Source organism: Pseudomonas sp. TE12508 (assembly GCF_056279485.1).
In genome coordinates this window covers 139,203-163,157 of record NZ_JBWCCN010000004.1, presented here as the reverse complement: position 1 = coordinate 163,157, position 23,955 = coordinate 139,203, and the positions used below count along the sequence as shown (strand labels likewise).

Sequence of the window (23,955 nt, the reverse complement as noted above, 5' to 3'; positions counted from 1 at the left end):
AGACGACTCAAAGAACCGCGAAGAATACGTCAGCCATCAAAACGCCGCCAGCAACGTCTATCGTCCTATACAAAGTAGCTCAATCGACACAATGGGTTGTCCCGATGACGCGCATTGCATAGGCTTGCGCGATTGTTTACCCGCCTACGTCACGGGTAGCCTCGAGGAGACAGAAAATGGGCCTGAATAAACAGTGGATGGAACGCGATCTCGCGGTGTTGTGGCATCCCTGCACCCAGATGAAAGACCACGAACAGCTGCCGCTGATCCCGATCAAGCGCGGTGAAGGCGTCTGGCTGGAAGACTTCGAAGGCAAACGCTACCTCGACGCGGTCAGCTCCTGGTGGGTCAACGTGTTCGGCCACGCCAACCCGCGGATCAACCAGCGCATCAAGGATCAGGTCGATCAACTGGAACACGTGATCCTCGCCGGTTTCAGCCATCAACCGGTGATCGAACTGTCCGAGCGCCTGGTAAAGATGACGCCCGAAGGCCTGACCCGGTGCTTCTACGCCGATAACGGTTCGTCGTGCATCGAAGTCGCGCTGAAAATGAGTTTTCACTACTGGCTCAACCGCGGCCAGCCGAACAAGAAGCGCTTCGTCACCCTGACCAATGGCTACCACGGCGAGACCATGGCGGCGATGGCGGTGGGCGACGTGCCGCTGTTCACCGAAACCTACAAAGCCCTGCTGATGGACACCATCAAGGTGCCGAGCCCCGACTGCTACCTGCGCCCCGAGGGCATGAGCTGGGAAGAACACTCGCGCAACATGTTCGCCGCCATGGAGCAGACCCTGGCCGAAAATCACGACACCGTGGCCGCCGTGATTCTGGAGCCGCTGATTCAGGGCGCAGGCGGCATGCGCATGTACCACCCGGTGTACCTGAAGTTGCTGCGCGACGCCTGTGATCGTTATGGCGTTCACCTGATCCACGATGAAATCGCCGTCGGCTTCGGTCGCACCGGAACGATGTTCGCCTGCGAACAGGCCGGCATCCGCCCGGATTTCCTCTGCCTGTCCAAGGCCCTGACCGGTGGTTACCTGCCGTTGGCGGCGGTGCTGACCACCGATGAGGTCTACAGCGCCTTCTACGACGACTACCCGACCCTGCGCGCCTTCCTGCACTCTCACAGCTACACCGGCAATCCCCTGGCGTGCGCGGCGGCATTGGCGACGCTGGATATCTTCGAAGAAGACAACGTCATCGAGAACAACAAGATTCTGGCTCAACGCATGGCCTCCTCCACCGCGCACCTGGCCGATCACCCGAACGTTGCCGAAGTGCGCCAGACCGGCATGGTCCTGGCCATCGAGATGGTCAAGGACAAGGCCACCAAGGAAGCTTATCCGTGGCAGGAACGTCGTGGTTTGAAAGTGTTCCAGCATGCGCTGGAGCGAGGTGCCTTGCTGCGGCCGCTGGGCAGCGTGGTGTATTTCCTGCCGCCGTACGTGATTACCCCGGAGCAGATCGATTTTCTGGCCGAGGTGGCCAGTGAAGGCATCGACATCGCCACTCGTGACAGCATCAGCGTGGCGGTGCCGAAGGACTTTCATCCGGGCTACCGTGATCCGGGCTAGTTTCTCTCGTTCCCACGCTCTGCGTGGGAATGCAGCCGGGGACGCTCTGCGTCCCAAAAGCGGACGCGGAGCGTCCGGTGAGGCATTCCCACGCAGAGCGTGGGAACGATCAGTTCAGACGAATTACAGAGACCATTGATGAGACTGTCCCGCTTCTTTATCGACGCCCCCTTGAGCACCGGCGAACACGAGCTTCCCGAGGCCCAGGCGCATTACATCAGCCGCGTGCTGCGCATGGCCGAGGGTGATGCGGTGCAATTGTTCGATGGCTCGGGCCATGAGTTTCGCGGCACGCTGGCGGAAGTCGGCAAGAAGCGCGTCGTGGTGCAAATCGATGAAAGCTTCGCCGGGCAGGTCGAGTCGTCGCTTGCGGTCCATCTCGGCCAGGGCTTGTCCCGTGGCGAGCGGATGGACTGGGCGATTCAGAAAGCCACCGAACTGGGCGTCAGCGAAATCACCCCGATCTTCACCGACCGCTGCGAAGTCCGCCTCAAGGACGAGCGCGCCGACAAACGCCTGATGCATTGGCGTCAGGTGGCGATCAGCGCTTGCGAGCAGTGCGGGCGTTCACAGGTGCCAGTGATTCATCCACCGCTGTTGTTGGCTGATTGGCTGAAGCAGACGGAAGCCGAATTGAAACTGGTGCTGCACCCGGTGGCCGAGCCATTGGTGAGCCATGCGAAACCGGCGACACTGGCGTTTCTGATCGGCCCGGAAGGCGGGTTGTCCGACGCTGAAGTCGAACAGGCCAAGGCCGGCGGTTTTCATGCCGCCCGCCTCGGCCCTCGCGTGTTGCGTACCGAAACCGCGCCGGTGGTGGCGTTGGCGGTGGCTCAGCAGTTGTGGGGCGATTTTTAGGTTTGATCGTTCCCACGCTCCGCGTGGGAATGCAGCCCGGGACGCTCCGCGTCCCATCAAAAGTCGAACGCGGAGCGTCCGTAGAGGCATTCCCACGCAGAGCGTGGGAACGATCTTTCAGGAACTACTGCACCGGATCACTCACCGGTTTCGCAATGATTGCCTTGAGTTCGCTGGTCATCGGAAACTCAAGATTCAAACCTTTAGGCGGAATCGGCTGCTGGAACCAGCGATTGTAGATGCCATTGATTTCCCCTGAGCTATACAAATCGGCGAGCGTTGAATTCACCAGTTCGAGAAATTGCGGATCGCCCTTGCGCACCATGCAGCTGTAGATTTCCCGCGACTGCTCCTCGCCCACCACGACCCATTTATGCGGATCGCGGGCCTTGGCCCGTTCACCGTAAAGCAACGCATCGTCCATATAGAACGCCGCCGCCCGCCCCGACTGCAGCATCTGGAAGGCTTCGCCGTGGTCCTTGGCGCTGATCACGAACATGTCGATCTTGTGATCGACGTTGTAGCTCTTCAGAAAACGCTCATTGGTGGTGCCGGCGGTGGTCACGACGTTCTTGCCGCGCAGGTCGGCGAAGCTTTTGATGCCGCTGTCCTTCGCCGTGAGCAGTTGCCCTTTCACGTAGATGAACCCATAGGAAAACGCCACTTGCTGCATGCGCTCGGCGGTCACGCCAGTAGAGCCGCATTCAAGGTCGACCGTGCCGTTTTGCACCAGCGGGATACGTGTTTGCGAAGTCACCAGGTTGTACTTCACCTGCAGATCCGGAAGCTCGAGTTTTTGCTTGATGCGCTCGACAATCTTGCTCGCCAGGTCCACCGAATAGCCCATCGGCTGCCCCGTGTGATCACCCACGTAAGAGAACGGCACCGACGCATCGCGATAGCCCAGCGTGATGCTCTTGGCATTGGCGACCTTGTTCAGCGTGCCGGTCAGCGGCGCTTCATTGGCCTGGACCTGACTGGCGAGCAGCAGGCCGAGGGTGCAGCCGATCAACGTGATTTTTTGCATTGTTATTCTCCGTTGTGGGTAGATCGAATTAGCGGCGGGCGGCGATCACGGTGATTTCCACCAGGACCTCTGGACGGGCCAGTTGCGCCTGCAAGGTGGTGCGGGTCGGCGCTTTGCCCGGCGACAGCCATTGTGACCAGACCTCGTTCATTGCGGCGAAATCGCGGCCAATGTCGTTCAGGTAAATGGTCGCGTTGAGCAGATGATCCTTGTCGCTGCCAGCCTCGGCCAGCAACCCATCGATCTTCGCCAGCACCTCTGCGGTTTGGCCGGCAGCGTCGGTGCTGTCACCCGGCACCTGGCCCGATAGAAACACCAGTTCGCCAAAGGTCACGGCGCCAGAGAGTCGACTGTTGCTGTTGAAACGCTTGATGCTCATCAGTTCTTCCTTTTCCAGTCAGGCGACGCGGGGTGCGAGGCCCTGCATTTCGATCGAGGGTGCGCGCCGGGCAATCAACTCACTCAGCAGCCGAGCGCTACCGCAGGCCAAAGTAAAACCCAGGGCGCCATGGCCGAGGTTGAGCCAGAGGTTGCGGTACGCCGTGGCGCCAATCAACGGCACGCCGCTGGGGGTCGCCGGGCGCATGCCGGCCCATTCGATGGCGGCGTCATAATCGCCGGCATTGGGCAAGGTTTCCTGCGCCTGGCGTTTGATCAGCGCCAGACGCTTGGGATCGAGTGCCGGGTCGAAACCGACAATGTCGACCATCGCCGCCACCCGCAGTTGTGCACCGATGCGGGCGTAAACGATCTTGCGGTTGTAATCGGTGATGCTCAGCTCCGGCGCGCGGTGTTCGGCGCGGATCGGCATGGTCAGGCTGTAGCCCTTGAGCGGATACAGCGGCAAGTTCATGCCCGGCAACGCCAGCGCCGGGCTGCGATGACCGGCAGCGATCACCAATTGCTCAACCGGCAATACCTGCGCGCCCATTTCAACGGCCTGCACCACGCCGTCCCCGTGGCGAATGCCGGTGACCGTGCGCCCCGGCAAAAACTCGCAACGCCCCGACGCCTTGAGCCGGGCCACCAGTTGCAGGCAGAAAGCATGGCAATCGGCGACTTCTTCATCGGGCGTGTAGATCGCCCCTACGAACGGCGCCTCGGCGAGTGCCGGCTCCAGCTGTGCGCACTCGGCCCGGGACAACACCTGTTGCTGTCGCGGATCAGCCAGCCCTTGGCGCGCATGCTCGAAGCTTGCGGCTTCGCGAAACGTCACCAGTTTGCCGTTGCGCCGCCAGTCGAAACCGTCGAGGCGGTCTTCGTCGCGCCAGCCTTGCAGCGTGGCCTGGCTCAGCAGCGCCAGGCGCAGCAGATGCGCGCCGTTGCGCTGATTCACCGAACGCCGGCAGGCCGCCAGAAAGGCCGCCATCCAGCGCCATTGCGCCGGGTCTAGGCGCGGGCGCAGCTTCAACGGCGAGTCACCGCGCAACATCCATCCCAGCGCCTGCAACGGTACGCCTGCATCGGCCAGTGGCGCGACATAGCGGTAGGACAGCTGGCCGCCGTTGGCGAAACTGGTCTCGCTGGCAAACGAATCCCGGGCCTCGATCAGCGTCACGTCGATGCCGTCGCGCACCAGTGCGTAAGCCGTTGTCAGCCCGATGACGCCGCCACCGATGATGCAAACCCGCTGAGCCATGTCAGTCCTTAAGCGTTGTTGAAACGTGCCCTCAGCTTAGGACCAGGTGACAGCCGTTGAACAATGCATAAAGATGCCTGACCCATAAACAAAGGTTATGGACTTGCCATGCGACTGCGACACATCGAGATTTTCCAGGCCATTCGCCAGACCGGTTCGGTCAGTGGCGCCGCCCAGTTGCTGCACGTGTCGCAGCCGGCGGTGAGCAAAGTGCTGCAACACGCCGAACAGCAATTGGGCTTTGCGTTGTTCCTGCGGGTGCGCGGTAAATTGCAGCCGACGCCCGAAGCCCTGGAGCTTGAGCGCGAGGTCGACAAGGTCACCGAAAGCCTGCAAGGCGTGCGACGTCTGGCCCAGAGCCTGCGACGTGAGCCGGGCCACAGTGTACGGATCGGCGCGATCCCGGCGCTGGCCTTGTCGCTGCTGCCGCCGGCGATCAACGAATGGACGCAACGTTACCCGCAAATCGCCTGCGAACTGTCCAGCGCCCACAGCCGCGAGCTGATGCAGAACCTGTTGATGCGCGAAGTGGATGTCGCCCTGACGCTGCAACTGCCCGATCATCCAGGCCTTAAGGCGCAGGCCCTGGCCTGTGGGATGCTGGTGGCACTGGCGCCGAAAGGCTTTTGGGCCGACGACACTCACGGTAAACCGTTGCCGTTGATCGAACTGGCCGGTGCGCCGCTGATTGGCTTGTCCAGCGCCGACCCGCTGGCCGCCAGGCTCGACAGCTACCTTGAAGCGGTCAATCCGCCGCCAAAGGTACGCATCGCGGTGCAGACCTACTCGCTGGCGCGGGCAATGGTTGAATCCGGTGCCGGGTTGGCGGTAATCGACCCGTTCACCGCGCTCGGCGCGTCCCCCGCCACCACGGCGATTCGACCTCTGGCGCCGGCGCTACCAATCACCCTGTACGCGGTGACCCGCGCCGACGAACCACCGCCACACACCTTGAGCGACTTGTTGCAGGTGTTCAGCCGACGGGCGCAGGCGCAACTGGATCGCTTGATCCCGTAGCAGCCTCAAAGGACATAAAACAAAATCGCCACAAAGTGCAGCAAGCTCCCGGCAATCACAAACAGATGCCAGACCCCGTGGGCATGGCGCAAACGGCTGTCCAGCGCAAAAAAGACAATCCCCACGGTGTACAGCACCCCGCCCGATGCCAACCAAGTAAAGCCGACGGGCCCAAGCGCCGCCAGTAATGGCTTGACCGCCACCAGCACGATCCAGCCCATCACCGCGTAAATCACGATCGACAGAATCCGCGCTTCCGAGCGGGGTTTGATCTCTTGCAGGATGCCGATCAGAGCCAGCCCCCAGACAATACCGAACAACGTCCAGCCCCACGGCCCGCGCAGGGTCACCAGGCAGAACGGTGTGTAACTGCCGGCAATCAGCAGGTAGATCGAAAAGTGATCGACCTTCTGCATGATCGCTTTCTTGCGCCCGCGCACGCTGTGGTAAACGGTCGACGCGCTGTAGAGCACCAGCAAGGTGAACGCGTAAATCGCCACGCTGACGATCTTCCACGGACTGCCGTCCATACTGGCGATCACCAGCAGCCACACACCCCCGACAAGCGCCGCCACCGCCCCGACCAAATGCGTCCAGGCGTTCAATCTTTCCCCGTGATACATGTGTTGCTCACCTTAAAAATTCATTAACACAAAGCCCCTGTAAGACCGGTGTAGGAGCTGTGTAGGAGCTGTCGAGTGAAACGAGGCTGCGATCTTTTGATCTTGATCTTAGGATGCCAAAGATCAAAAGATCGCAGCCTTCGGCAGCTCCTACAAAAAGCCTTCGAGCCAAACCTCAGCCAATTGGGCACAATCGAGCGATTCGAATAAGAGTCACGCCCATGCTGATCGATGAAGAGTTGACCCTGAAAAAACTCGAGGTGTTCCTGGCCTTCATGCGCACCGGCAACCTGACCCGCGCTGCCGCCGAGTTGCAAACCAGCAACGTCAGCGTGCACCGCGCCATCCACTCTCTGGAAAGCGCCCTGCGTTGCCCGCTATTCAAACACGAAGGCCGCAACCTGACCCCACTCGAAAGCGCTTATGTGCTGGAAGAACGGGCGCAGAAGCTGATTCAGGACGTGCTCGAAAGCGTGCGCCTGACCCGCGAAGCTGCCGGGTTCTCGGCTGAGCGTTTCAAGCTAGGGTCACTGTATTCGTTGACGGTGAAGACCGTGCCGCAGCTGATCATGGGCCTGAAGATTCGCCGCAGCGAACTCAATATCGACCTGATCCTGGGCTCGAACATCGACCTGCTATACAAGCTCAAGAACATGGAAGTCGACGCAATCCTGGTGTCGCTGGATGACAGCGTGAATGACCCGGACTGCGAGCAGATTCCGTTGTTTTCCGATGACATCTTCCTCGCCACCCCGGCTGACTCCCCCTTTGCCCAACGAACAGAAGTCGATCTGGCCGAGGTGCGCGACGAGACATTCATCACCTTGACCCAAGGCTTCGCCACGCACCAGGACGGTATTCGGGTGTTCAAGCAGGCGGGGTTCGAGCCGAAGGTGGCGATGCAGGTCAACGACATCTTCACCCTGCTGAGCATGGTCAGCTCCGGGGTCGGTTATGCGTTGCTGCCGGGAAGGATTGCGGCGGTGTATGAGAACCGGGTGAAGCTGATTCCATTGCAGCAAAAGTATCGGTTACAGCAGCACATCGGGGTGGTGTTTCTGAAGGCCAAGGAGCGTGACCCGAATTTGCTGGCGCTGTTGGCGGAGTGCCGGATGTATGCCAATCGGCAGGCCACCCAATGATCGTTCCCACGCTCTGCGTGGGAATGTCTCAATGGACGCTCTGCGTCCGCTTTGGGACGCGGAGCGTCCCGGGCTGCATTCCTTTGCTGCGCGTGGGAACGATCAGTCAGCCGACAATCCCGCGAACAATGAAGTACAGCAACGAAGGCCCAAGCAAGCACCCAAGCCCGGTGTGGAACGTCGCGGTCAACGCGCCATACGGCACCAGCCGCCGATCCGTCGCCGCCAACCCTGCGGTCACCCCACTCACCGTCCCGGCCAGGCCGCCAAACACCATCGCCGAGCGCGGGTTATCCAGCCCCATCCAGCGCGCCGCCATCGGTGTGCCGACCATCACCAGAATCGCCTTGATCAGCCCGGTGGCAATCGACAACGCCATCACGTCGGACGTGGCACCAATCGCGGCCCCGGTCACTGGCCCGACGATGTACGTCACCGCGCCCGCGCCAATGGTGGTCATGCTGATCGCATCGCGATAACCGAACACCCAGGCCATGCTCGCCCCGACAATGAACGGCAGAATCGTGCCCAGCAGCAGCGCGATGACGCCAATCATCCCGGCCTTTTTCGCTTCCGTGGCCTGCACCTCAAACGCCGTGGCGACAATGGCGAAGTCCCGCAGCATCGCGCCGCCCATCAAACCAATGCCGGAAAACAGTGACAAATCCGCCAGGCCTTTTTGCCCGCCGGTCATGGTGCCGCCGACCCAGGCCAGCACCAGGCCGATGACGATGGCAATCGCCGAACCGTGAATTCGCCCGAAGGTCAGGCGTTTGGACAACACCACCGACACCCACATGATCACGCCAACGAACGCGAATGCCGTGATCAGACCGTTATGTTCCAGACCTTTCTCGATGAGATCCCACATATCAGCGACCTCCTGCCGGTGCGCCAACCGACGTTATGTCCGCCGGTTCATCGGGCAAGGGCTCGCCTTTGTGGGTCCGGCTGATCAGCGCAATGGTGCAGCCGCAGAGCACCACCGAACCGATCGCCGCCAGCACCGCCACCGGCCCGCCGTGCAAGGCGGTAACGACGTTCTGTTGCGCGGCCATCGCCACCACCACCGGAATGTACATGGCGCCCCAGAAGCCGACGCCCATCTCGCAGTCCTTGGTCATGCCGCCGCGTTTTTGCATCCACAACCGCGCGCAAATCAGCAGGATCATCGCGATCCCGACCCCGCCGACGTTGGATTTCACGCCCAGCAATGCGCCGAGCATGTCACCCATGATCACCCCTGCCAGCGTACAGATCGCCAACAGCGCCACACCGTAAATAATCATTGTTGTAGTCCTCAAAGTGCATCGTCGGATTTGTTGTTCTTGTAGTTCGCAGCCTGAGTCGGTGGTCTAGGGTTGGCGTCTTCCCTCCTCACGCAACAGCGCCTGCAAGGTATCGAGCCGCGCACCGTCGAAGGCAATCACGGTACCCTGCTCGAACACCCGGCGCGCCAGCCCGGTCAACACCGCACCGGGCGGCAGTTCGATCTGTAGACGTACGCCACGCTCATAAGCGCTTTGTACCGTGCCGCGCCAATCCACCACGCGGCACATGTTGAACGCCAGGTCGTCACGCAGGGCGTCGGTATGGGTGACAGGCCGTGCGCGGCTGCCGCTCAAATAACCCAGTGTCGGCGCCTTCAACTGCACCTTGGCGAAGGCTTCGGCCAAGGCTCTTGCCGGTGTATCCAGCAACGGGCAATGGGACGGCACGCTGACCGCCAGACGCTTGGCCAGACCGGCGCCGCACCCTTTCGCCAACTCGGCAACCGCTTTCATCGCCTCGTCGCTGCCAGCGATCACCACTTGGTTATCGGCGTTGATATTGGCCAGGTAAACCGGTGTATCGACGCTGTGAACCTGCGCCAGCAAACCTTCCACCGTCGCCAGATCGAGACCGATGATCGCGGTCATGCCATAGCCCTGAGGATAAGCCTGCTGCATCAGCTCACCGCGCAGACTGACCAGATGCAGCGCATCGCAGAAGCTCAAGGCGCCGGCGACCACCGCCGCCGGATAGGCGCCGATGGACAATCCGGCCACGTAATCCGCGCTCAATGACAACTGACGTGAAGCGGCGACTCCGGCAATCAGCAGGCATAACTGAACCGCCCTCGTCGACTGCAACGCCTCGGCAGAATCAAGCAACAAAACATCTTCACCCAGCACCTCGCTCGCCTCGATCAGCGTTTCCCGAGGCAAACGATGGAGCATGCCCGGTTGCTGCGCGCCCTGGCCGGGGAACACCAGCAAACTGCTCACGCTGCTTGCTCCTGCGGGTTCCAGGGATCGGTGACCAGACAGGCGACCTGAGCGTTTTTGAGCAGCACCCGCTGCGACGGGCCGGCCCATTCGCGCAGGGCCACAGCGCCGTAAGGCGTCTGCAACTGCATATCCACCAGACACTCAGCGGCACCGAGAAAAGTCGCCAACTCTCGCGCTTGAAGCCGGCTCAACGGTTGCGGTGTACGCAGGATCAAATCGAGATCGCTGCGCTCATGCAACGCCGCAAAACCACTGGCCAATTCAAACCCGGCGCTGCCGCTGACACCCCACACCCAACCGCAGGCGTCGAGCATTGGCCGCAGCTGCACCAGTGCTCGCAAAGCCGGGAGATCCCGCGCCGTCTCGACATGACAAAGCTCTTCCGGACTTACCCGACGTGAAATCGCCGTGATCGCCATCGACGTTGCATAACGCTGCTCGCGCAAGCGTCCGCGTACCCCGACCGCGATCTGATCCGGCGCACTGATCGCACGCCGAACCACCACTGGCTGACCCGCGCTGATCGACTCGACCGCCCACGCAGGCGCATCCGCAGGCAACTGCTCCGGGGTCATCCCCCAAAGCAGGTCGTGGGCCAGAAACGTATTCACCACTGCTCTCTCAGCAGTTGGCGAACCTTGCTCGACGCGCCACGGTTGGGCGCCCCCAAGCGGCTGCTCAAATCGCGACGACCAGCCCCGACATTTTCAATCGCCTGAACCAGACACTCGTTCACCCGCGCCAGATCCGCCGCCGTCGGTTGTTCGATCTGCTCCACCGACAGGGTTTCCCAAAGCAGCCCCAGGCTGGCAAAGCTGTCGATGTCATAGGCCATCGGCGGCACGCTGGCGGCCAAGGCTTCAAGCTCTTCGACGCTGCGTAATGTGACCCGCGCCGCCGAAGCCTTGCCCATCGCATGCACCATCACGCCCGGATCACGTAGCGCGATCAGCCGGTTGGCCTGATAGCCATGAGCGAGAAAGGCGCCAGACATCGCCTTGCCCACCAGCAAACCGATCACCGCATGCCCGGCGAGTCGGGCGCGGGCATAACTGTCCGCAGCACCGGCCAAGGCTTGATGAATGCCGAGGGCTTCTTCGCGTCGACCGTAAGCCTGGCTAGGAACATCGACGATGGCGATCAGGGCGCGTTTTTGAGGTTTGTCGTTATCCGCAGCAATGATTTCATCCACCGCTTTGGCCAGGCCCCAGCCTTCCAGCAAACCGACCTCGCCATTGCGGGCGCGGACGAAACGGTTGTCGGGATCGGCCACCACTGCGATAAACCGCACGGGTAGATCGCCCAATAAACCATCGGCGACTTTCAACGACGCCGGCAAATCCGCGACCGGTTTCGCGCCGGCACTCAAGGCGTGGAACCAGTTCAAGCCTCTCAGGGAATACGAACTCATGAGCGCTCTCCTTGATACAGATCGCGAACCGTCGCCGGCTCGATTTGTGGTTCGGCGTCCAGACGCGCCAGCCGTTGCAGGAACCATTCGGCCTGGCGGCTGCGTTGCTGCGCCGGCAAACCCTGCTGGAGCAACTCGCTAACCTGCTGCTGAATCTGCGCCACGTCGTCAGCCACGTAGCGATCCACCAACCCACTGGCGAAACGTTGCTCGCCACCGGTCAGACTCCAGATAAACGGCCGGTCACGGGAGTCGTATTCCTCAAGTCCGGCTTCCTGTTCGATCACCTGAGGGCCGTTGAGGCCAAGGCGCGCTTCCTGAGTCACCAGCAAATAGCTGCACAACCCGGCGGCAATCGACATGCCGCCAAAACAGCCGACACTGCCGGCGACCACGCCGACTACCGGCTGGTACTGGCGCAGATCGACAATCGCTGCATGAATATCGGCAATCGCCGCCAACCCGAGATTGGCCTCCTGCAAACGCACGCCACCGGTTTCCAGCAGCAGCACGGCGCGAGTGGGAATGCCTTTGCGGTTGTCCTCGGCGGCCAATTCCAGCGCACCGGCAATTTTCGCCCCGCCGACTTCACCGAGGCTGCCGCCCTGAAACGCGCCTTCGATGGCAGCGATCACCACCGGAAAACCGCCGAGGCTGCCCTTGGCGATCACCACGCCGTCATCGGCTTGCGGCACCACGCCCTGGCGCGACAGCCATGGCGACATGACGCGCTGAAACGGGTCGAGCAGTTCACGGAAGGTCCCGGCGTCGAGCAACGCTTTCGCTCGTTGCCGGGCGCCGAGTTCGACGAAGCTATGCCTTTCAAGGAATGGGTTGAGAAGCGCTGTGCTGTCAGTCATGGCTGATCTCCTCGAAGCCTTGTTCCAGGCGCAAGCGCACCACGCCGGGAGTGGCGCCGAAATCGTGGATATCGATCGCCATTGCGGGCGGTGTCTGGCCGTCGAACATCCGCGCGAACAGATGCTGCCAGCGTTGTTCGCTGCCGTTGACCGAGGTCTGCACCTGGATCGTCAGCTTGCCCGCCAGCCCCGGTTCAATCAGCACTTCCAGATCGCCCGAGCCCACGCAGCCCACCAGCGCCCTGCCCCGTGGCGGCTGCCCGGCGGGGAATTCAAAGGATAAGGTTTCCATCAAAACGCTCCCTGGAGGACGCCGGCGCCCGACTCGATGCGGTCGATAAACAGGCAGGCTGCGAGCAAGTCCGCAGCGCCGCCGGGCGAGGCATTCAACGCGATTAATTGTTGGTCCAGCTCATGCAAACGGCGGCGACCGGCCAGGCTCGCACTGCCGCCGGCGTCGAGCACTGCTTGGGCACCGAGTTGCATGGTCTGCAGGCCGGTTTCGCCTGCGCGGTAGAGCACGCAGGTGTCGGCCAATGTCGTCATGATCGCCAGCAAGGCATCGAGCCGGGCGTTCTGTTCGCCATGGCCGGCGGCGCGGCTGCGCTTGAGTTGCGGCAGGCCACGTTGCAGCACGGCCGGGAAACCAAGCTGTGCTTCTTCACGGGCACCGCGAGCGCCATAACGTTGGGCCACTTGAGCGCCATGGCTTAGGGGACGCGGGGCGTAGCGGTCATCGAGCAAGGCCAGGCGTGCGGCGCGCAACGTGATGCCGCTGGCGGTGCTGGATTCAGGTTCCAGCGCAGCGGCGGCTACCAACAGCCCCAACGCCCAGATCGCCCCACGATGAGTATTCACGCCGTCGGTGGTGGCGAGCATCGTTTGTTCACCGTCGCGGCCAATCCGCCCAAGGGCTTCGCGCAGGGGTAAACCGACTTCGCCAAATTCGCCGGCCGCGTCCGCCATTGCCTTGAACGCCGGCCACAACGACAGCGCCGAGGCGTGCATCAGGTTCAGGTGTAAATCGGTGTGCGCGCCATTGCCGCGACGATCCACCAGCGCCGGTTTCGGCGACAGATCGGCTTCATCGATCAGAGCGTCCACCGCCAGGTCCGCCAGCCGCTCAGTCAGGGTTAAAGGTTTCGGTTGCAGGTTGAATGCGTGCATTACCAGCTCCTGAACTTGGCGGGCGGGTTGTAGAGGCCACCGGACCACTCCACCAGATCGGCCACGCTTTTCGCTGCGAGCAACTCACGGGTGGCGTCGGTGCGGCGGATGCCGAGGTCTTCGGGCAAAGCGATCAGGCCTTCGCGGCGCATACGGGCGGTGTCTTTCGGGTTGTGGCGCAGGCCGATGGCGGTCACGCCAGCGACGGCAGCGATCATCGCCTGACGTTCCTCGAGGGAACGCGCCTTGTACAAATAGGCGATGCCTTCTTCGGTCAGCAAGTGGGTGACGTCGTCGCCGTAAATCATGATCGGCGCCAGTGGCATGCCGCTTTTCTTCGCCACTTCCACCGCGTCGAGGGTTTCGACGAAGGTCGGTTTGCCGCCCTCCTGAAAGGTCTCGACCATTTGCACCACGAGTTTCTTACCGCGTTCCAGCAACGCTTCGGGCGCATCGTCGTGACGCATGTCGAGCCAGGCCGGCGTGCCATGGCGGCGACCGCGCGGGTCGTGGCCCATGTTCGGTGCCCCCCCGAAACCGGCCAGGCGACCGCGCGTCACGGTGGAGGAATGACCGTCGCCGTCGACTTGCAGGGTTGCGCCGATGAACAGGTCCACCGCGTATTGCCCTGCCAATTGGCAGAACATCCGGTTGGAGCGCAGTGAGCCGTCGCGGCCGGTGAAGAACACGTCAGGGCGGGCGGCAATGTAGTTTTCCATGCCCAGTTCAGTGCCGAAACAATGCACGCTTTCGACCCAGCCGCTTTCGATGGCCGGGATCAGGGTTGGGTGAGGATTGAGCGTCCAGTTACGGCAAATCTTGCCCTTCAAACCGAGGGATTCGCCGTAGGTCGGCAGGATCAGTTCGATGGCCGCGGTGTTGAAACCGATGCCGTGGTTCAGGGACTGGACGTTGTGTTTTTCGTAGATCCCGCGGATCGCCATCATCGCCATCAACACGTGTACCGGCTTGATGTGCCGTGGGTCGCGGGTGAACAGCGGTTCGATGTAGAACGGTTTGTCCGCCACCACCACGAAATCCACCCAGGACGCGGGGATGTCGACGCGGGGCAAGTCGCTGACGTCGTCCACCAATTGGTTGACCTGGACGATGACGATGCCATCGCTGAAAGCGGCCGGTTCGATCAACGCAGGGGTGTCTTCGGTGCTCGGGCCGGTGTAGATGTTGCCGGCACGGTCGGCCATGAAACCGGCCGAGAGCACGACGTTGGGGATCAAGTCGACCACCAGCCGCGCATAGAGCTCGATGTAGGTGTGGATCGCGCCGATTTCCAGCAGGCCGTCTTCGAGCAACTGACTGATGCGCAGGCTTTGGGTGCCGGCAAAAGAGAAGTCGAGCTTGCGGGCAATGCCGCGCTCGAACAGGTCCAGGTGCTCGGAACGCCCGACGCTGGGCATGATCATGTGCAGGTCATGCAGCTTGCCCGGATCGGCCTTGGCCAGGGAGCGGGAAAGGAAATCCGCCTGCTTCTGGTTATTGCCCTCCAGCACCACACGGTCGCCGGGCAGAATCAACGCCTCCAGCGCCGCAATGATCTTGTCGGTGGGCAGCACCACACCGTCGGCAAGCCCCTTCACCAATTCGAGGCGCCGCTGCTTTTCGCTGCGCCGCCGCGTCCATCGCGAGTCGGGGGATATTGTTGTTGTCATGACCACTCCACGGGTTCGCTGTCGTGGGGGTCACCTTAGGAGTGTTGGGCGGGGGGCATCAATCAAGTAGAGGGACGGATCGTTACGCTGACCGTAATGATCGAACACCGTCCCGATCGTTCCCACGCGCAGCAAAGGAATGCCTCAAGGGACGCTCCGCGTTCCAGCTCTCGAATGGGACGCGGAGCGTCCCGGGCTGCGTTCCCACGCAGAGCGTGGGAACGATCAGGTCCGCGATGAACTGAAGGACGCCATCTGTTCCTGCACTCGAATCAGGAGCTGTTCAGCACTTTCCAATAGCTGCGCCAACAACGCCGGATCTTCATCCATATAGCCTTCGTACTCCGCCAGGTTTCGTCGCTCATGACACAGGGCGAATAGCCGAACCTGTACTTTGCCAATATCAGCGGTATGAACCAGGCACTGAAACACCAGATATCGCTTGTCTGAACGGTAGCCGCACAAGCGAAGAGCCGTCAGTGCAAGGGCATGGGCAGCGTTGTAAGCCAGGTCGAAACGACTCGCGAAGGAAAGCGAAGACGTTTGCGCGTCTTTCAATCGGTCCACAGCCGAACGCATCAGTCCTTCGCATTCCTTGCGATCCGGCGGCTCAGCTTTCAGTCCACCGCTACGTAACAGGTTTTCCAGGTTCTCGTTGCTGCCCATCCTTGGACTCCAAAGGGTTTCCCCCCATCAGATTGATCTTGTCCTGCTGCGCTACCCGCACGACAAAGCTGTTTTCAGCCGCCAGTTTTGCGGCCCAGTCGTCGGGGGTGTAGAGCGTCGGGTTGAGGACGCGGCCCAACAGCTCCTCCATCGGCATGAGCCGCTCCATCACTTCACTGTAGTGCAGGCCCTCGCCGATCAGCATGAGATCAATGTCACTGGATGCGTTTGCCTGATCCTTGGCGATAGAGCCGTATACAAATGCCCAAGTGATCTGTTCGGCAAAGGGTTGGAGCGCCTGACGCAGAGGCTCGGCAATGCCGAAGGTTTTGCGGGCGATGCCCAGCAGTTCGGCATAGATCGGGCAGTCGGGATTGGCTTGATAGTGGGTCTGGTTGCCCTGACGGGTCATGGTCAACACGCCTGCCCGCTGCAACCGATCCAGCTCGCGCATGAGGCTGCCTTTACCCACTTGAGCCCAGCGGGCGATCTCGTTGGCGTAAAAGCTTTGGTCGGGTTTACCAAACAGCAGGCCGAGCACTTTTTGCTGGGTGGTGGTGAACAAGGCTTCGCTCAATGACAGGTTTTTCACGGCAACGACCGATAAGTCCCAAAAAAGGAACGATAGGTCCCTTTTTGGGAATCTTCAACCTTGCGCAGCGTAAACCATTATTCTCGGTGTACCTGATACACCCCGGTTGCAGGTTTTGGGGCTGCTTCGCAACCCAGCGGGAGCAAGCCCCCTCGCCACAGGGTCCGACCGCTTGGGGTTTTGTGTTTAAAAGTTTGTCCTCAGGAATGGTGTGAGGCTACGCAGTCTGGCGTCGCTGCCTACAGCAATGCCGGAACCCGCTGACTGGTGCGGTTTTGCGTTGATCTTTATCGTTTGGGGGTCGCTGCAAACGCAGCGACCGGGATTGGAACCCCGTGGTGTTAACGAGGCAAAAGCGCCTTTCATAACGTATGCTTGCGCACCTTTAATGTGTGCACTCCGTTATGGCGGCTGTGCGCGGGAGACCTTAGTGTCTGTCGGGTTTTGTCCGTTTGCCCGGGTTCCAGCCCGCGTACAGCTGCCACCCCTTCGATTGGAACCCGATGGAGCAGCTGAAACTCATTAAATGGAGCTTCACTATGTTCAAAGCTACTCCCAATCCCCCGGAAACCGACGCCGATTCCCAAGCATCCCTCGATGCAGAAAAAATGAAGGAAGCCGCTGACCGCGCCTTTTCCCATTACTTCCCCCCACTCCACGAAAAACCGGCCAAACGCCGTAAATCCCAGCTCTTCACCGTCGCCCCCGATATCGACACCGAAGCCCTTCTGGCCAATGCCTCCGAAGACCTGCTGTCCATCAGCGCCATTGCTGCCGATCTGGCGGACGATGTGGAAGGCTCACGCCGCTCTGTAGCCTTGGCGCTCAGCCGTTTGGCCGATGGCGTGCAGTTGTTGGTGGAGCGAGTGCTGGATCATCATGAGTCGTTGCAGATGAAGGCTCGGGCTGGGGTTTAACGCAGAAACCTGATCGTTCCCACGCTCTGCGTGGGAATGCAGCCCGGGACGCTCTGCGTCCCAAAAAGCCGAACGCGGAGCGTCCGTTGAGGCGTTCCCACGCGGAGCGTGGGAACGATCAATGGGCTAACCCTGCTGTAACAAGCAACTCTTCCAACGCCAACAAATCCGGCACCTTGGCCACTTGCTCCCCCACCTGCACCGCCGCCTGTTCCAGCGAACACAACGGCACATCCACATAGCTCAACTGGCTATCCAGTTTGTAAGACCGCGGAATCCCCTGCACCAGCAGCGCAATGAACTTCAGCTCCGGTCGCCCGCCGAGGGCGTTGAGGATAACGATCCGTGCTCGCTCACCGATCACCACTTTGTTGCCACACGCCGACTCAAAACTAAGCAACGGAATCTGCCGATCCCGCCACTTCACCAACCCCAGATACCACGGAGGTGTATCGAGGTCGAAGGCGCCGGGTTGGTAATCGATGAGTTCAGCGACAGCGACGTTGGGCAGGATCAGGTTGCGATCAGCCAGGGGCAGCAGCAGGCCGGTGAGGTTGCTGGAGCGCTTGTTGAAGCGCAGCTCATGCATGGGTTTTGCTCCACAATGCGATGCTGTCGAGCAGCACCGATTCCTGGTATGGCTTGCCGAGGTAGTCGTTGACGCCGATGGCCATGGCGCGGTCGCGGTGTTTCTGGCCGGTGCGGGAGGTGATCATGATGATCGGCAGATGCCGCAAGCGTTCGTCGGCGCGCACCTGGGTCGCCACTTCGAAGCCGTCCATGCGCGGCATTTCGATGTCCAGCAGCATCAGGTCGGGCATGTGTTCTTCGAGCAGCAACATCGCGTCGACACCGTCCTTGGCGATTAGCACGTTCATGCCGTGGCGTTCCAGCAAACGGCTGGTGACCTTGCGCACGGTGACCGAATCGTCGACCACCAGCACCAGCAACGGCCGTTGCGGCTCGGGCTCTACGTCTTGAGTCACAGGCCGCTTCGGCACCTGTGCCTGCATGGCGCGGATCGGCGCCAGCAAGTCGAGAATCAGTACCACACGGCCATCACCGAGAATCGTCGCCCCGGACAAACCCTGCACCGCGGCGAACTGCGGGCCAAGGCTTTTGACCACGATTTCCCGGGTGCCGGCCATGGCATCCACCTGCACCGCAACGTGCCGCTCGTTGCATTGCACCAGCAACACCGGCAACGGCAGGCTCTGGCCCAGCAGTTTGGGGCGGGTGCTGGTTTTCAGCAGTTCACCGAGATAGCACAACTCGTAACGTTGCCCGGCGTATTCGTAGGTCGGCGGATCGAGCCGGTAATGCCCTTCGAGTTCGTTGGGCAATACACGCACGATGCCGTCGATGGTGTTCAGCGGGATCGCGTATTGATCCTCCCCGCACTGCACCATCAGCGCACGGTTGACCGACACGGTGAACGGCAGGCGAATCCGGAAATGCACGCCCTGCCCTGGCACAGAGTCGATGGTCATACTACCGCCGAGCTGCCGGACTTCTTCGTGAACCACATCCATGCCGACGCCACGCCCGGAGATCTGAGTGATTTTCTCGGCGGTGGAGAACCCCGGTTGCAGGATGAATTGCAGCACGTCGCGATCGCTGATGTCGCTGTCCGGGTCGAGCAAGCCGCGCTTGATCGCCTTGCGCCGCACGGCGTCCAAAGGCACGCCGGCACCGTCGTCGCGGATGTCGAAAATGATGTCGCCACCCTCTCGCGACAAGTCCAGGGTGATCTTGCCCTGAGCCGGTTTACCCGCCGCGATACGCACCTCGGCAGATTCCAGCCCATGGTCGACGGCATTGCGCAGCATGTGTTCCAGCGGCGCGGCCATGCGTTCGAGGACGTTGCGGTCCATCTCGCCTTCGGCGTTGCCGACGACGAAGTCCACGTCCTTGCCCAGTTCGCTGGCGACCTGCCGAACGATGCGTTTCAAACGCGGCAGCATTCGCTCGAACGGCACCATGCGCGTACGCATCAGGCCTTCCTGCAATTCGGTGTTGATGCGGCCCTGCTGTTGCAGCAGGTTTTCCGCGTCGTGATTGCGCCGCTCGAGGGTTTCCTTGAGGTCAAGCAGGTCGGAGGCAGACTCGAACAGCGCCCTCGACAACTGTTGCAGCTGCGAGTGACGGTCCATCTCCAATGGGTCGAATTCTTCGTACCCCAGGCGTTCGGCATCGACTTGCTGACGGCTGAGGATCCGCCCCTGGGTTTCGGTATCGAGGCGGCGCAACTGGTCGCGCATGCGCTCGATGGTGGTTTCCATCTCGCTCAGGGCCACCCGTGCATCGTTGACCTGTTGTTCGATGCGGCCACGGAAGATTGAAGTTTCCCCGGCCAGATTGACCAGGTCATCGAGCAATTCCGCCGAGACCTTGACCGTGTCGGTGCCTTCCGGTTGCAGCGCGGTTGGCTCGGCTTTGGGCGCTACGGGCAGCGTCACGGGTGCCGATGTTTCGGGCACTGCCGGATGGCTGAAATTCTTGATCGCATCGATCAGCCGATCGGCCGGCGGCAATGGCTGACCGGCACGGGTGGCGTCGAGCATCTGCGCCAGTCGGTCATGGCTGCGTTGCAACAGCGAGAATAGCTCGGCGGTGGGTTGCAGCACGCCAGCCGACAAGCCTTCGTAGAGAAATTCCAGTTCATGGGCCAGGTCGCCAATCGGCACAATCTCCACCATCCGCGCGCCACCCTTGAGGGTGTGCAAGTCGCGCAGCAGGGTTTCCATTTCCTGGCGATTCGACGGCTCGGCCTGCCAGCGCAACAGCGCCGCACCGGAGTTTTCAATGATGTCGAAACCTTCCTCGAGGAAGATCTCCAGAAGCTCGGAATCATGACCCGCCGAGTCATTGCTGACCGCTGGCTCGACCACCTCGGCGCTGCCGGCATTGCCCTGGCGAAACTCACGAATGGCCGTGATCAACTCACCCGGATCACCCAACGGACGGTTGTGCTGCAACTGATCAAGGAACAGGGCCAGTCGGTCATGGCTCTGTTGCAGCAATTGCGCCAATACTTCGCTGTGGCTGTAACGGCGGTCCACCAGGCCTTCGTAAAGGTTTTCCAGTTCATGGGCCAGATCGCCGACCGGCTCGACCTCGGCCATCCGCGCACCGCCCTTGAGGGTGTGCAAATCGCGCTGCAAGGACAACAGCGGCGCGGCGTTGTCCGGGTCACTCAGCCAGCGCTGCAAAGCCTGGCCCGCGCTCTCGAGGATATCCACCGCCTCTTCAAGGAAGATCGAAACGATTTCGTCGTCCAGCTCCACCTGCGTCGCGCTCTGCTCCAGCTCGGCGGTGGCGCTGCCCAGTTCGCGGATGCTCAGGGTGCGGCTGCCGTCACTGCGGATCAGGCCCATGGAGGATGGATCGAGACTCTCATCGAGCAAGCCGCGCAAGGCACGCACCCGCTGCGGTTGCGCAGTGACTTCCTGGCCGGCGGCCAGTTCGTCGAGCATGTTGATCAGCGCTTCATGGGCACTTTGTGCCTCATGAAAAAACCTGTCGCTGACCGCCAGGCTGCTTTCTTCCACAGCGCCATACAGGTCGAGCAAAGCTTCGCAGAGTTCATCCACCGGATGCAGATCGGCCAGGTGCGCGCCTTCGCCGAGGGTGGTCAGTTCGTCGAGCAGCGCGCTGAGTTCCTGCCGCTCGCCGGGATGCTGCTGCCAGCGCAGTAACAGGCTTTCGGCGTCCAGCAGGATGTCCATGCCCTGGGCAAGGAAGTTGTTGATCAGTTGCGGATCGCGCTTGATCCGCAGCTTGGTATTGGGCGTGCTCAACAGGCTTTGCAGACGCTCGGCCAGCAATACCTGGGTTCGCTCGATCAGCGAGCGGGCGTCGGGGATTTCAGCCAGCGGATCGCTCTTGAGTTGTCGCAGCCCAAGGCGGAATAGCCCTTCGGCTTCCAGCAACAACTCGACTTCGTCCAGGTCGAGGGCAATCCGGTGCGCCTTGTACTCCCGGGCCAATTCATCCAGCGACGCCGCCAACTCGGCAATCGGCAGCACGCCGGCCATCGAGGCGCTGCCCTTGAGCGTGTGCAACGCCCGCTGCAACTCGTCGCTGGCCTGAAGCGGTACATGCTCGGCGGCTTGGTCGAGGAAGCGGTTGAGGCTGCTCAAATGGGTTTCGGCTTCGTTGCGGAAGATCTCCAGCAACAGTGGATCGAGCGCCGCGACATCCTGCACGTCTTCATCGGACACCGGTTTATCACCCTTGGCGAGGGCATGGGCGCGGGCGGCCAATTGATCGACATCGTTGCGTTGGCGCTGGGCATTGGCGGCGAACTCGGCCACCAGTTCCGGCAACAGCTTCAGCGCATCGCCCGCCAGTTGTTGCACCGCAGGCGAAGGTGCAACGCTGTGTTCCAGCACGCGATTGAGCAGGTTTTCCACCGCCCAGGCCAACTCACCCAGCACCAGCGCACGGACCATCCGGCCACTGCCTTTAAGGGTGTGGAAGGCGCGGCGCAATTCAGTCAAGACCGATGTGCTGTCGGGGCTGGCCGACCAGCGCGGCAGATACTCCTCGAGGACTTCCAGCACCTCGTCAGTCTCTTCGAGGAAGACGTCCCGCAGCTCATCGTCCACCGGCTCTTCACCGGCGGGCGGCGGCAACAGGCTACCGGGCGTGGTCAGGGCTGGCGGGTTGACGGACGACACCGGGCTGGCCAACACATCGGCCAGGGACTGAACGGTTTCGGGGTCGTCCAGTTCCTGCATGTCCTGCATGACCAGGGCTTCATTGGGGCTGAGTACATCCTTGAGCATCGGCACCTGCTGTTCACTGGGGAAGAAGCCGAGTGAGGCCAGGCCTTTTTCCGCGACGTCGAGCAGGTGTTCCCCCGGCGCTTCGGGGTCGTCGCTGAGGCGCTCCAGGTAATACTCGATGCTGGTGATGACGTCGGCCAGGCTGTCCAGTTGCTGCCAGCCGGGCTGGCCCGGGTCCACCAGCAGATGTTCGCGGATGAAGCCGTTGCAGGTCTCGACCAGGCTCGCCGCGCGGGCCAACGGAATCATCGCCAACGCACCGCGCACCTGGGTCAGCAACGCCGGCAAGGGTTGTAAATGCTGGCGGTCCCAGTCGGCGTCGATGTAGTCGACGATCATGTCCTTGGCCTGTTGCAGGCAAATGCGCGCTTCCTTGATCACGATCTGATGGATCTGCGTCAGATCAGTGGTCGGCAGACGGCTGTCTTCCTGGCTTTCCGGCTCCACGGTACCGACCATGCCGGCCAGGGTCGCTTCGACGTAGAGCAAGGCCCCGGCGACATCCATGAGGGTCGCGTCGTTGGGTTCACGCTGGCCCTGAGCAAGGCTCAGCACCACTGCCAGTTGATCGATGATGACCTTGCGTGGCTGGCCGAAACCGAGCACCGCCAGGGTGTCGGCGATTTGCCGCAGGGGCGCCAGCAGGCTTTCGAGGTCCGAGGTGTGCTGACGGTCGCTGCGCACGAACAGGTCCAGGCGCTCCTTGACCCGCACCAGCTCTTCGCACAGCGCCGCCAATACCGAGCGCATGGCGTCGCGGTCAGGGCCGGCCAGCCTTGCCCGTTCTTCATCGACCATCGCGCCGTCGGGTAGCGCGTCGTCAAGTGAGTAGCGATCTTTCATGGTCAGCATCTGCCCGGTGGGGTGTTCGGCCTTGGCAATATAGAACAACAAACTCTTGAGCAGCTCCGGCGGTGCCGGTTGATTGATTGCGGGCATGCCTTGTTCGAGCAGACGCTTGAGCTCTTTATCGGCATCCTTGAACAAGCTGCGCAACGCCGGGCTGTTGGCGATCGAGCCATTACGCATGCCTTCGACCAGTGCTGAAGCGACTTGCCATAACGGGCTCAAGGGCGCGTTGTCGCACAGCGCTTCGAGGCGCGCAAACACCTTGGCCAGATAACCGAAGTGGGTTTCGTCATCTTGCTCGCGCAACAAACCGACCAGGGACATCTGCAACATTTGCCGCAATTTGCGCAGCACATTCGGCAAGTCGGACGGTTCCAGCAGCGCCAAGGCCTCTGGGCCCAGAGGTAGCAGCTCCGGCAGTTGCGGGCTAAACAGGCTGGTTTCCGATAACAGGCTTTCGCCACGGGCGCTGCGCAGGTCGTTGAGCAGCGGCAACACCACCAGCGGTAAATCACGACGGGCGCCTTGCACCCGGTCGAGGTAAGTCGGCAATTGCCCCAGGGCTTGCAGTAACAGGTGGATCGCCTCGTCGCGATGGCTGACGCGGTTCTGCTGAAGGGCGCTGGTCAACTGCTCGATTTCTTCGGCGAGCAGGGCCGCGCCGTAGAACTCGACCATCTGCAAGCTACCGTGAACCTGATGGACACAGGCCAGACACTCACTCAGCGTGTGTGTCGCCTGTGGATCGTCGATCAGGGTTTCGATCGCCTGATGAGCCTGTTTCAGCGTTTCGGCAATCTCGCCTTTGACCCACTCGAGGGCCACATAGTCGTGCCGATCACCCATAACCACTCCAATCAAGATGCATCCGCCC

General features: G+C 61.6%; 22 protein-coding genes. 5 read left to right on the top strand and 17 right to left on the bottom strand.

Translation table 11 applies throughout. From position 1 onward, the window contains the following. Window positions 1-176 precede the first annotated feature (176 nt). Entirely contained in the window at window positions 177-1,583 is a 1,407-nt protein-coding gene (locus tag ACZ9IM_RS07000) for an adenosylmethionine--8-amino-7-oxononanoate transaminase (RefSeq protein ID WP_427624986.1), read from the top strand. 138 nt (window positions 1,584-1,721) lie between these two features. Beyond that, window positions 1,722-2,441, top strand: a complete 720-nt coding sequence (locus ACZ9IM_RS06995; protein WP_476223610.1) for a 16S rRNA (uracil(1498)-N(3))-methyltransferase — start codon at window positions 1,722-1,724, stop codon at window positions 2,439-2,441. 124 nt (window positions 2,442-2,565) lie between these two features. Here the strand turns inward: ACZ9IM_RS06995 and ACZ9IM_RS06990 are convergent, their stop codons facing one another. Genes ACZ9IM_RS06990 through ACZ9IM_RS06980 form a run of 3 tightly spaced genes read right to left on the bottom strand, consistent with a single transcriptional unit; the run spans window position 2,566 to window position 5,107 of the window. Beyond that, the gene (locus ACZ9IM_RS06990) at window positions 2,566-3,468 is read right to left on the bottom strand and encodes a transporter substrate-binding domain-containing protein (protein ID WP_007898005.1); all 903 of its coding nucleotides are present in this window, start codon (window positions 3,466-3,468) and stop codon (window positions 2,566-2,568) included. 28 nt (window positions 3,469-3,496) lie between these two features. Further along, entirely contained in the window at window positions 3,497-3,847 is a 351-nt protein-coding gene (locus ACZ9IM_RS06985) for a RidA family protein (protein ID WP_476223609.1), read from the bottom strand. A gap of 18 nt (window positions 3,848-3,865) precedes the next feature. Next, complete coding sequence (locus ACZ9IM_RS06980) at window positions 3,866-5,107, bottom strand: D-amino acid dehydrogenase (RefSeq protein ID WP_476223608.1); 1,242 nt, start codon at window positions 5,105-5,107, stop codon at window positions 3,866-3,868. A gap of 108 nt (window positions 5,108-5,215) precedes the next feature. Between ACZ9IM_RS06980 and ACZ9IM_RS06975 the strand changes: the two genes are divergently transcribed. Further along, complete coding sequence (locus ACZ9IM_RS06975) at window positions 5,216-6,124, top strand: LysR family transcriptional regulator (protein ID WP_476223607.1); 909 nt, start codon at window positions 5,216-5,218, stop codon at window positions 6,122-6,124. 5 nt (window positions 6,125-6,129) lie between these two features. Here ACZ9IM_RS06975 and trhA read toward each other — a convergent pair whose 3' ends face one another. Further along, window positions 6,130-6,747: a PAQR family membrane homeostasis protein TrhA gene (gene trhA / locus ACZ9IM_RS06970; protein ID WP_427624979.1), complete on the bottom strand. Its 618-nt coding sequence runs from the start codon at window positions 6,745-6,747 to the stop codon at window positions 6,130-6,132. Between the two features lie 221 nt (window positions 6,748-6,968). On the opposite strand from trhA, the gene ACZ9IM_RS06965 reads away from it, so the two are divergent. Then, complete coding sequence (locus ACZ9IM_RS06965; protein WP_427624978.1) at window positions 6,969-7,889, top strand: LysR family transcriptional regulator; 921 nt, start codon at window positions 6,969-6,971, stop codon at window positions 7,887-7,889. 106 nt (window positions 7,890-7,995) lie between these two features. On the opposite strand, the gene madM is transcribed toward ACZ9IM_RS06965, so the two are convergent. The 11 genes from madM to ACZ9IM_RS06910 all read right to left on the bottom strand — a co-directional run bounded on the left by madM (window position 7,996) and on the right by ACZ9IM_RS06910 (window position 16,525). Continuing rightward, the gene (gene madM / locus ACZ9IM_RS06960) at window positions 7,996-8,760 is read right to left on the bottom strand and encodes a malonate transporter subunit MadM (RefSeq protein WP_008007473.1); all 765 of its coding nucleotides are present in this window, start codon (window positions 8,758-8,760) and stop codon (window positions 7,996-7,998) included. 1 nt (window position 8,761) lies between these two features. Continuing rightward, window positions 8,762-9,178 (bottom strand): malonate transporter subunit MadL, encoded by a 417-nt coding sequence (madL, locus tag ACZ9IM_RS06955; protein ID WP_007897996.1) that lies wholly within the window; start codon window positions 9,176-9,178, stop codon window positions 8,762-8,764. 66 nt (window positions 9,179-9,244) lie between these two features. Then, the gene (gene mdcH, locus ACZ9IM_RS06950) at window positions 9,245-10,156 is read right to left on the bottom strand and encodes a malonate decarboxylase subunit epsilon (RefSeq protein WP_476223606.1); all 912 of its coding nucleotides are present in this window, start codon (window positions 10,154-10,156) and stop codon (window positions 9,245-9,247) included. Further along, entirely contained in the window at window positions 10,153-10,773 is a 621-nt protein-coding gene (locus tag ACZ9IM_RS06945; protein ID WP_476223605.1) for a malonate decarboxylase holo-ACP synthase, read from the bottom strand. The genes mdcH and ACZ9IM_RS06945 overlap by 4 nt, the downstream gene beginning before the upstream one ends. Further along, window positions 10,767-11,570, bottom strand: coding sequence for a biotin-independent malonate decarboxylase subunit gamma (gene mdcE / locus ACZ9IM_RS06940; RefSeq protein ID WP_476223604.1), 804 nt, complete (start codon window positions 11,568-11,570; stop codon window positions 10,767-10,769). Before mdcE ends, ACZ9IM_RS06945 begins: the two co-directional genes overlap by 7 nt. Then, window positions 11,567-12,430, bottom strand: coding sequence for a biotin-independent malonate decarboxylase subunit beta (locus ACZ9IM_RS06935; protein ID WP_476223603.1), 864 nt, complete (start codon window positions 12,428-12,430; stop codon window positions 11,567-11,569). The genes mdcE and ACZ9IM_RS06935 overlap by 4 nt, the downstream gene beginning before the upstream one ends. Next, window positions 12,423-12,722 carry a malonate decarboxylase subunit delta gene (locus ACZ9IM_RS06930; RefSeq protein ID WP_007897982.1) on the bottom strand — a complete coding sequence of 100 codons (300 nt, stop codon included), beginning with the start codon at window positions 12,720-12,722 and terminating at the stop codon, window positions 12,423-12,425. The genes ACZ9IM_RS06935 and ACZ9IM_RS06930 overlap by 8 nt, the downstream gene beginning before the upstream one ends. Continuing rightward, the gene (locus ACZ9IM_RS06925) at window positions 12,722-13,597 is read right to left on the bottom strand and encodes a triphosphoribosyl-dephospho-CoA synthase (RefSeq protein WP_427624969.1); all 876 of its coding nucleotides are present in this window, start codon (window positions 13,595-13,597) and stop codon (window positions 12,722-12,724) included. The genes ACZ9IM_RS06930 and ACZ9IM_RS06925 overlap by 1 nt, the downstream gene beginning before the upstream one ends. After that, complete coding sequence (gene mdcA / locus ACZ9IM_RS06920; protein WP_476223602.1) at window positions 13,597-15,267, bottom strand: malonate decarboxylase subunit alpha; 1,671 nt, start codon at window positions 15,265-15,267, stop codon at window positions 13,597-13,599. The genes ACZ9IM_RS06925 and mdcA overlap by 1 nt, the downstream gene beginning before the upstream one ends. Before the next feature lie 225 nt (window positions 15,268-15,492). After that, window positions 15,493-15,933, bottom strand: a complete 441-nt coding sequence (locus tag ACZ9IM_RS06915) for a hypothetical protein (RefSeq protein WP_111452973.1) — start codon at window positions 15,931-15,933, stop codon at window positions 15,493-15,495. Then, window positions 15,896-16,525, bottom strand: coding sequence for a nucleotidyltransferase domain-containing protein (locus tag ACZ9IM_RS06910; RefSeq protein WP_476223601.1), 630 nt, complete (start codon window positions 16,523-16,525; stop codon window positions 15,896-15,898). The genes ACZ9IM_RS06915 and ACZ9IM_RS06910 overlap by 38 nt, the downstream gene beginning before the upstream one ends. A 539-nt stretch (window positions 16,526-17,064) precedes the next feature. Between ACZ9IM_RS06910 and ACZ9IM_RS06905 the strand changes: the two genes are divergently transcribed. Then, on the top strand, window positions 17,065-17,442 hold the full coding sequence (locus ACZ9IM_RS06905) for a DUF6124 family protein (RefSeq protein ID WP_123500217.1): 378 nt from the start codon (window positions 17,065-17,067) through the stop codon (window positions 17,440-17,442). Window positions 17,443-17,560: 118 nt separating this feature from the next. Here ACZ9IM_RS06905 and ACZ9IM_RS06900 read toward each other — a convergent pair whose 3' ends face one another. Together ACZ9IM_RS06900 and ACZ9IM_RS06895 are read right to left on the bottom strand one after the other, a co-directional pair. Then, complete coding sequence (locus tag ACZ9IM_RS06900) at window positions 17,561-18,031, bottom strand: chemotaxis protein CheW (RefSeq protein ID WP_476223600.1); 471 nt, start codon at window positions 18,029-18,031, stop codon at window positions 17,561-17,563. Beyond that, on the bottom strand, window positions 18,024-23,927 hold the full coding sequence (locus ACZ9IM_RS06895; protein ID WP_476223599.1) for an Hpt domain-containing protein: 5,904 nt from the start codon (window positions 23,925-23,927) through the stop codon (window positions 18,024-18,026). Before ACZ9IM_RS06895 ends, ACZ9IM_RS06900 begins: the two co-directional genes overlap by 8 nt. Window positions 23,928-23,955: the final 28 nt, after the last annotated feature.

Coding starts and splice junctions, on each gene's coding strand:
- ACZ9IM_RS07000 (WP_427624986.1), top strand. CDS start 177: ATGGGCCTGAATAAACAGTGGATGGAACGCGATCTCGCGGTGTTGTGG.
- ACZ9IM_RS06995 (WP_476223610.1), top strand. CDS start 1,722: ATGAGACTGTCCCGCTTCTTTATCGACGCCCCCTTGAGCACCGGCGAA.
- ACZ9IM_RS06990 (WP_007898005.1), bottom strand. CDS start 3,468: ATGCAAAAAATCACGTTGATCGGCTGCACCCTCGGCCTGCTGCTCGCC.
- ACZ9IM_RS06985 (WP_476223609.1), bottom strand. CDS start 3,847: ATGAGCATCAAGCGTTTCAACAGCAACAGTCGACTCTCTGGCGCCGTG.
- ACZ9IM_RS06980 (WP_476223608.1), bottom strand. CDS start 5,107: ATGGCTCAGCGGGTTTGCATCATCGGTGGCGGCGTCATCGGGCTGACA.
- ACZ9IM_RS06975 (WP_476223607.1), top strand. CDS start 5,216: ATGCGACTGCGACACATCGAGATTTTCCAGGCCATTCGCCAGACCGGT.
- trhA (WP_427624979.1), bottom strand. CDS start 6,747: ATGTATCACGGGGAAAGATTGAACGCCTGGACGCATTTGGTCGGGGCG.
- ACZ9IM_RS06965 (WP_427624978.1), top strand. CDS start 6,969: ATGCTGATCGATGAAGAGTTGACCCTGAAAAAACTCGAGGTGTTCCTG.
- madM (WP_008007473.1), bottom strand. CDS start 8,760: ATGTGGGATCTCATCGAGAAAGGTCTGGAACATAACGGTCTGATCACG.
- madL (WP_007897996.1), bottom strand. CDS start 9,178: ATGATTATTTACGGTGTGGCGCTGTTGGCGATCTGTACGCTGGCAGGG.
- mdcE (WP_476223604.1), bottom strand. CDS start 11,570: ATGAGTTCGTATTCCCTGAGAGGCTTGAACTGGTTCCACGCCTTGAGT.
- ACZ9IM_RS06935 (WP_476223603.1), bottom strand. CDS start 12,430: ATGACTGACAGCACAGCGCTTCTCAACCCATTCCTTGAAAGGCATAGC.
- ACZ9IM_RS06930 (WP_007897982.1), bottom strand. CDS start 12,722: ATGGAAACCTTATCCTTTGAATTCCCCGCCGGGCAGCCGCCACGGGGC.
- ACZ9IM_RS06925 (WP_427624969.1), bottom strand. CDS start 13,597: ATGCACGCATTCAACCTGCAACCGAAACCTTTAACCCTGACTGAGCGG.
- mdcA (WP_476223602.1), bottom strand. CDS start 15,267: ATGACAACAACAATATCCCCCGACTCGCGATGGACGCGGCGGCGCAGC.
- ACZ9IM_RS06915 (WP_111452973.1), bottom strand. CDS start 15,933: ATGGGCAGCAACGAGAACCTGGAAAACCTGTTACGTAGCGGTGGACTG.
- ACZ9IM_RS06905 (WP_123500217.1), top strand. CDS start 17,065: ATGTTCAAAGCTACTCCCAATCCCCCGGAAACCGACGCCGATTCCCAA.
- ACZ9IM_RS06900 (WP_476223600.1), bottom strand. CDS start 18,031: ATGCATGAGCTGCGCTTCAACAAGCGCTCCAGCAACCTCACCGGCCTG.
- ACZ9IM_RS06895 (WP_476223599.1), bottom strand. CDS start 23,927: ATGGGTGATCGGCACGACTATGTGGCCCTCGAGTGGGTCAAAGGCGAG.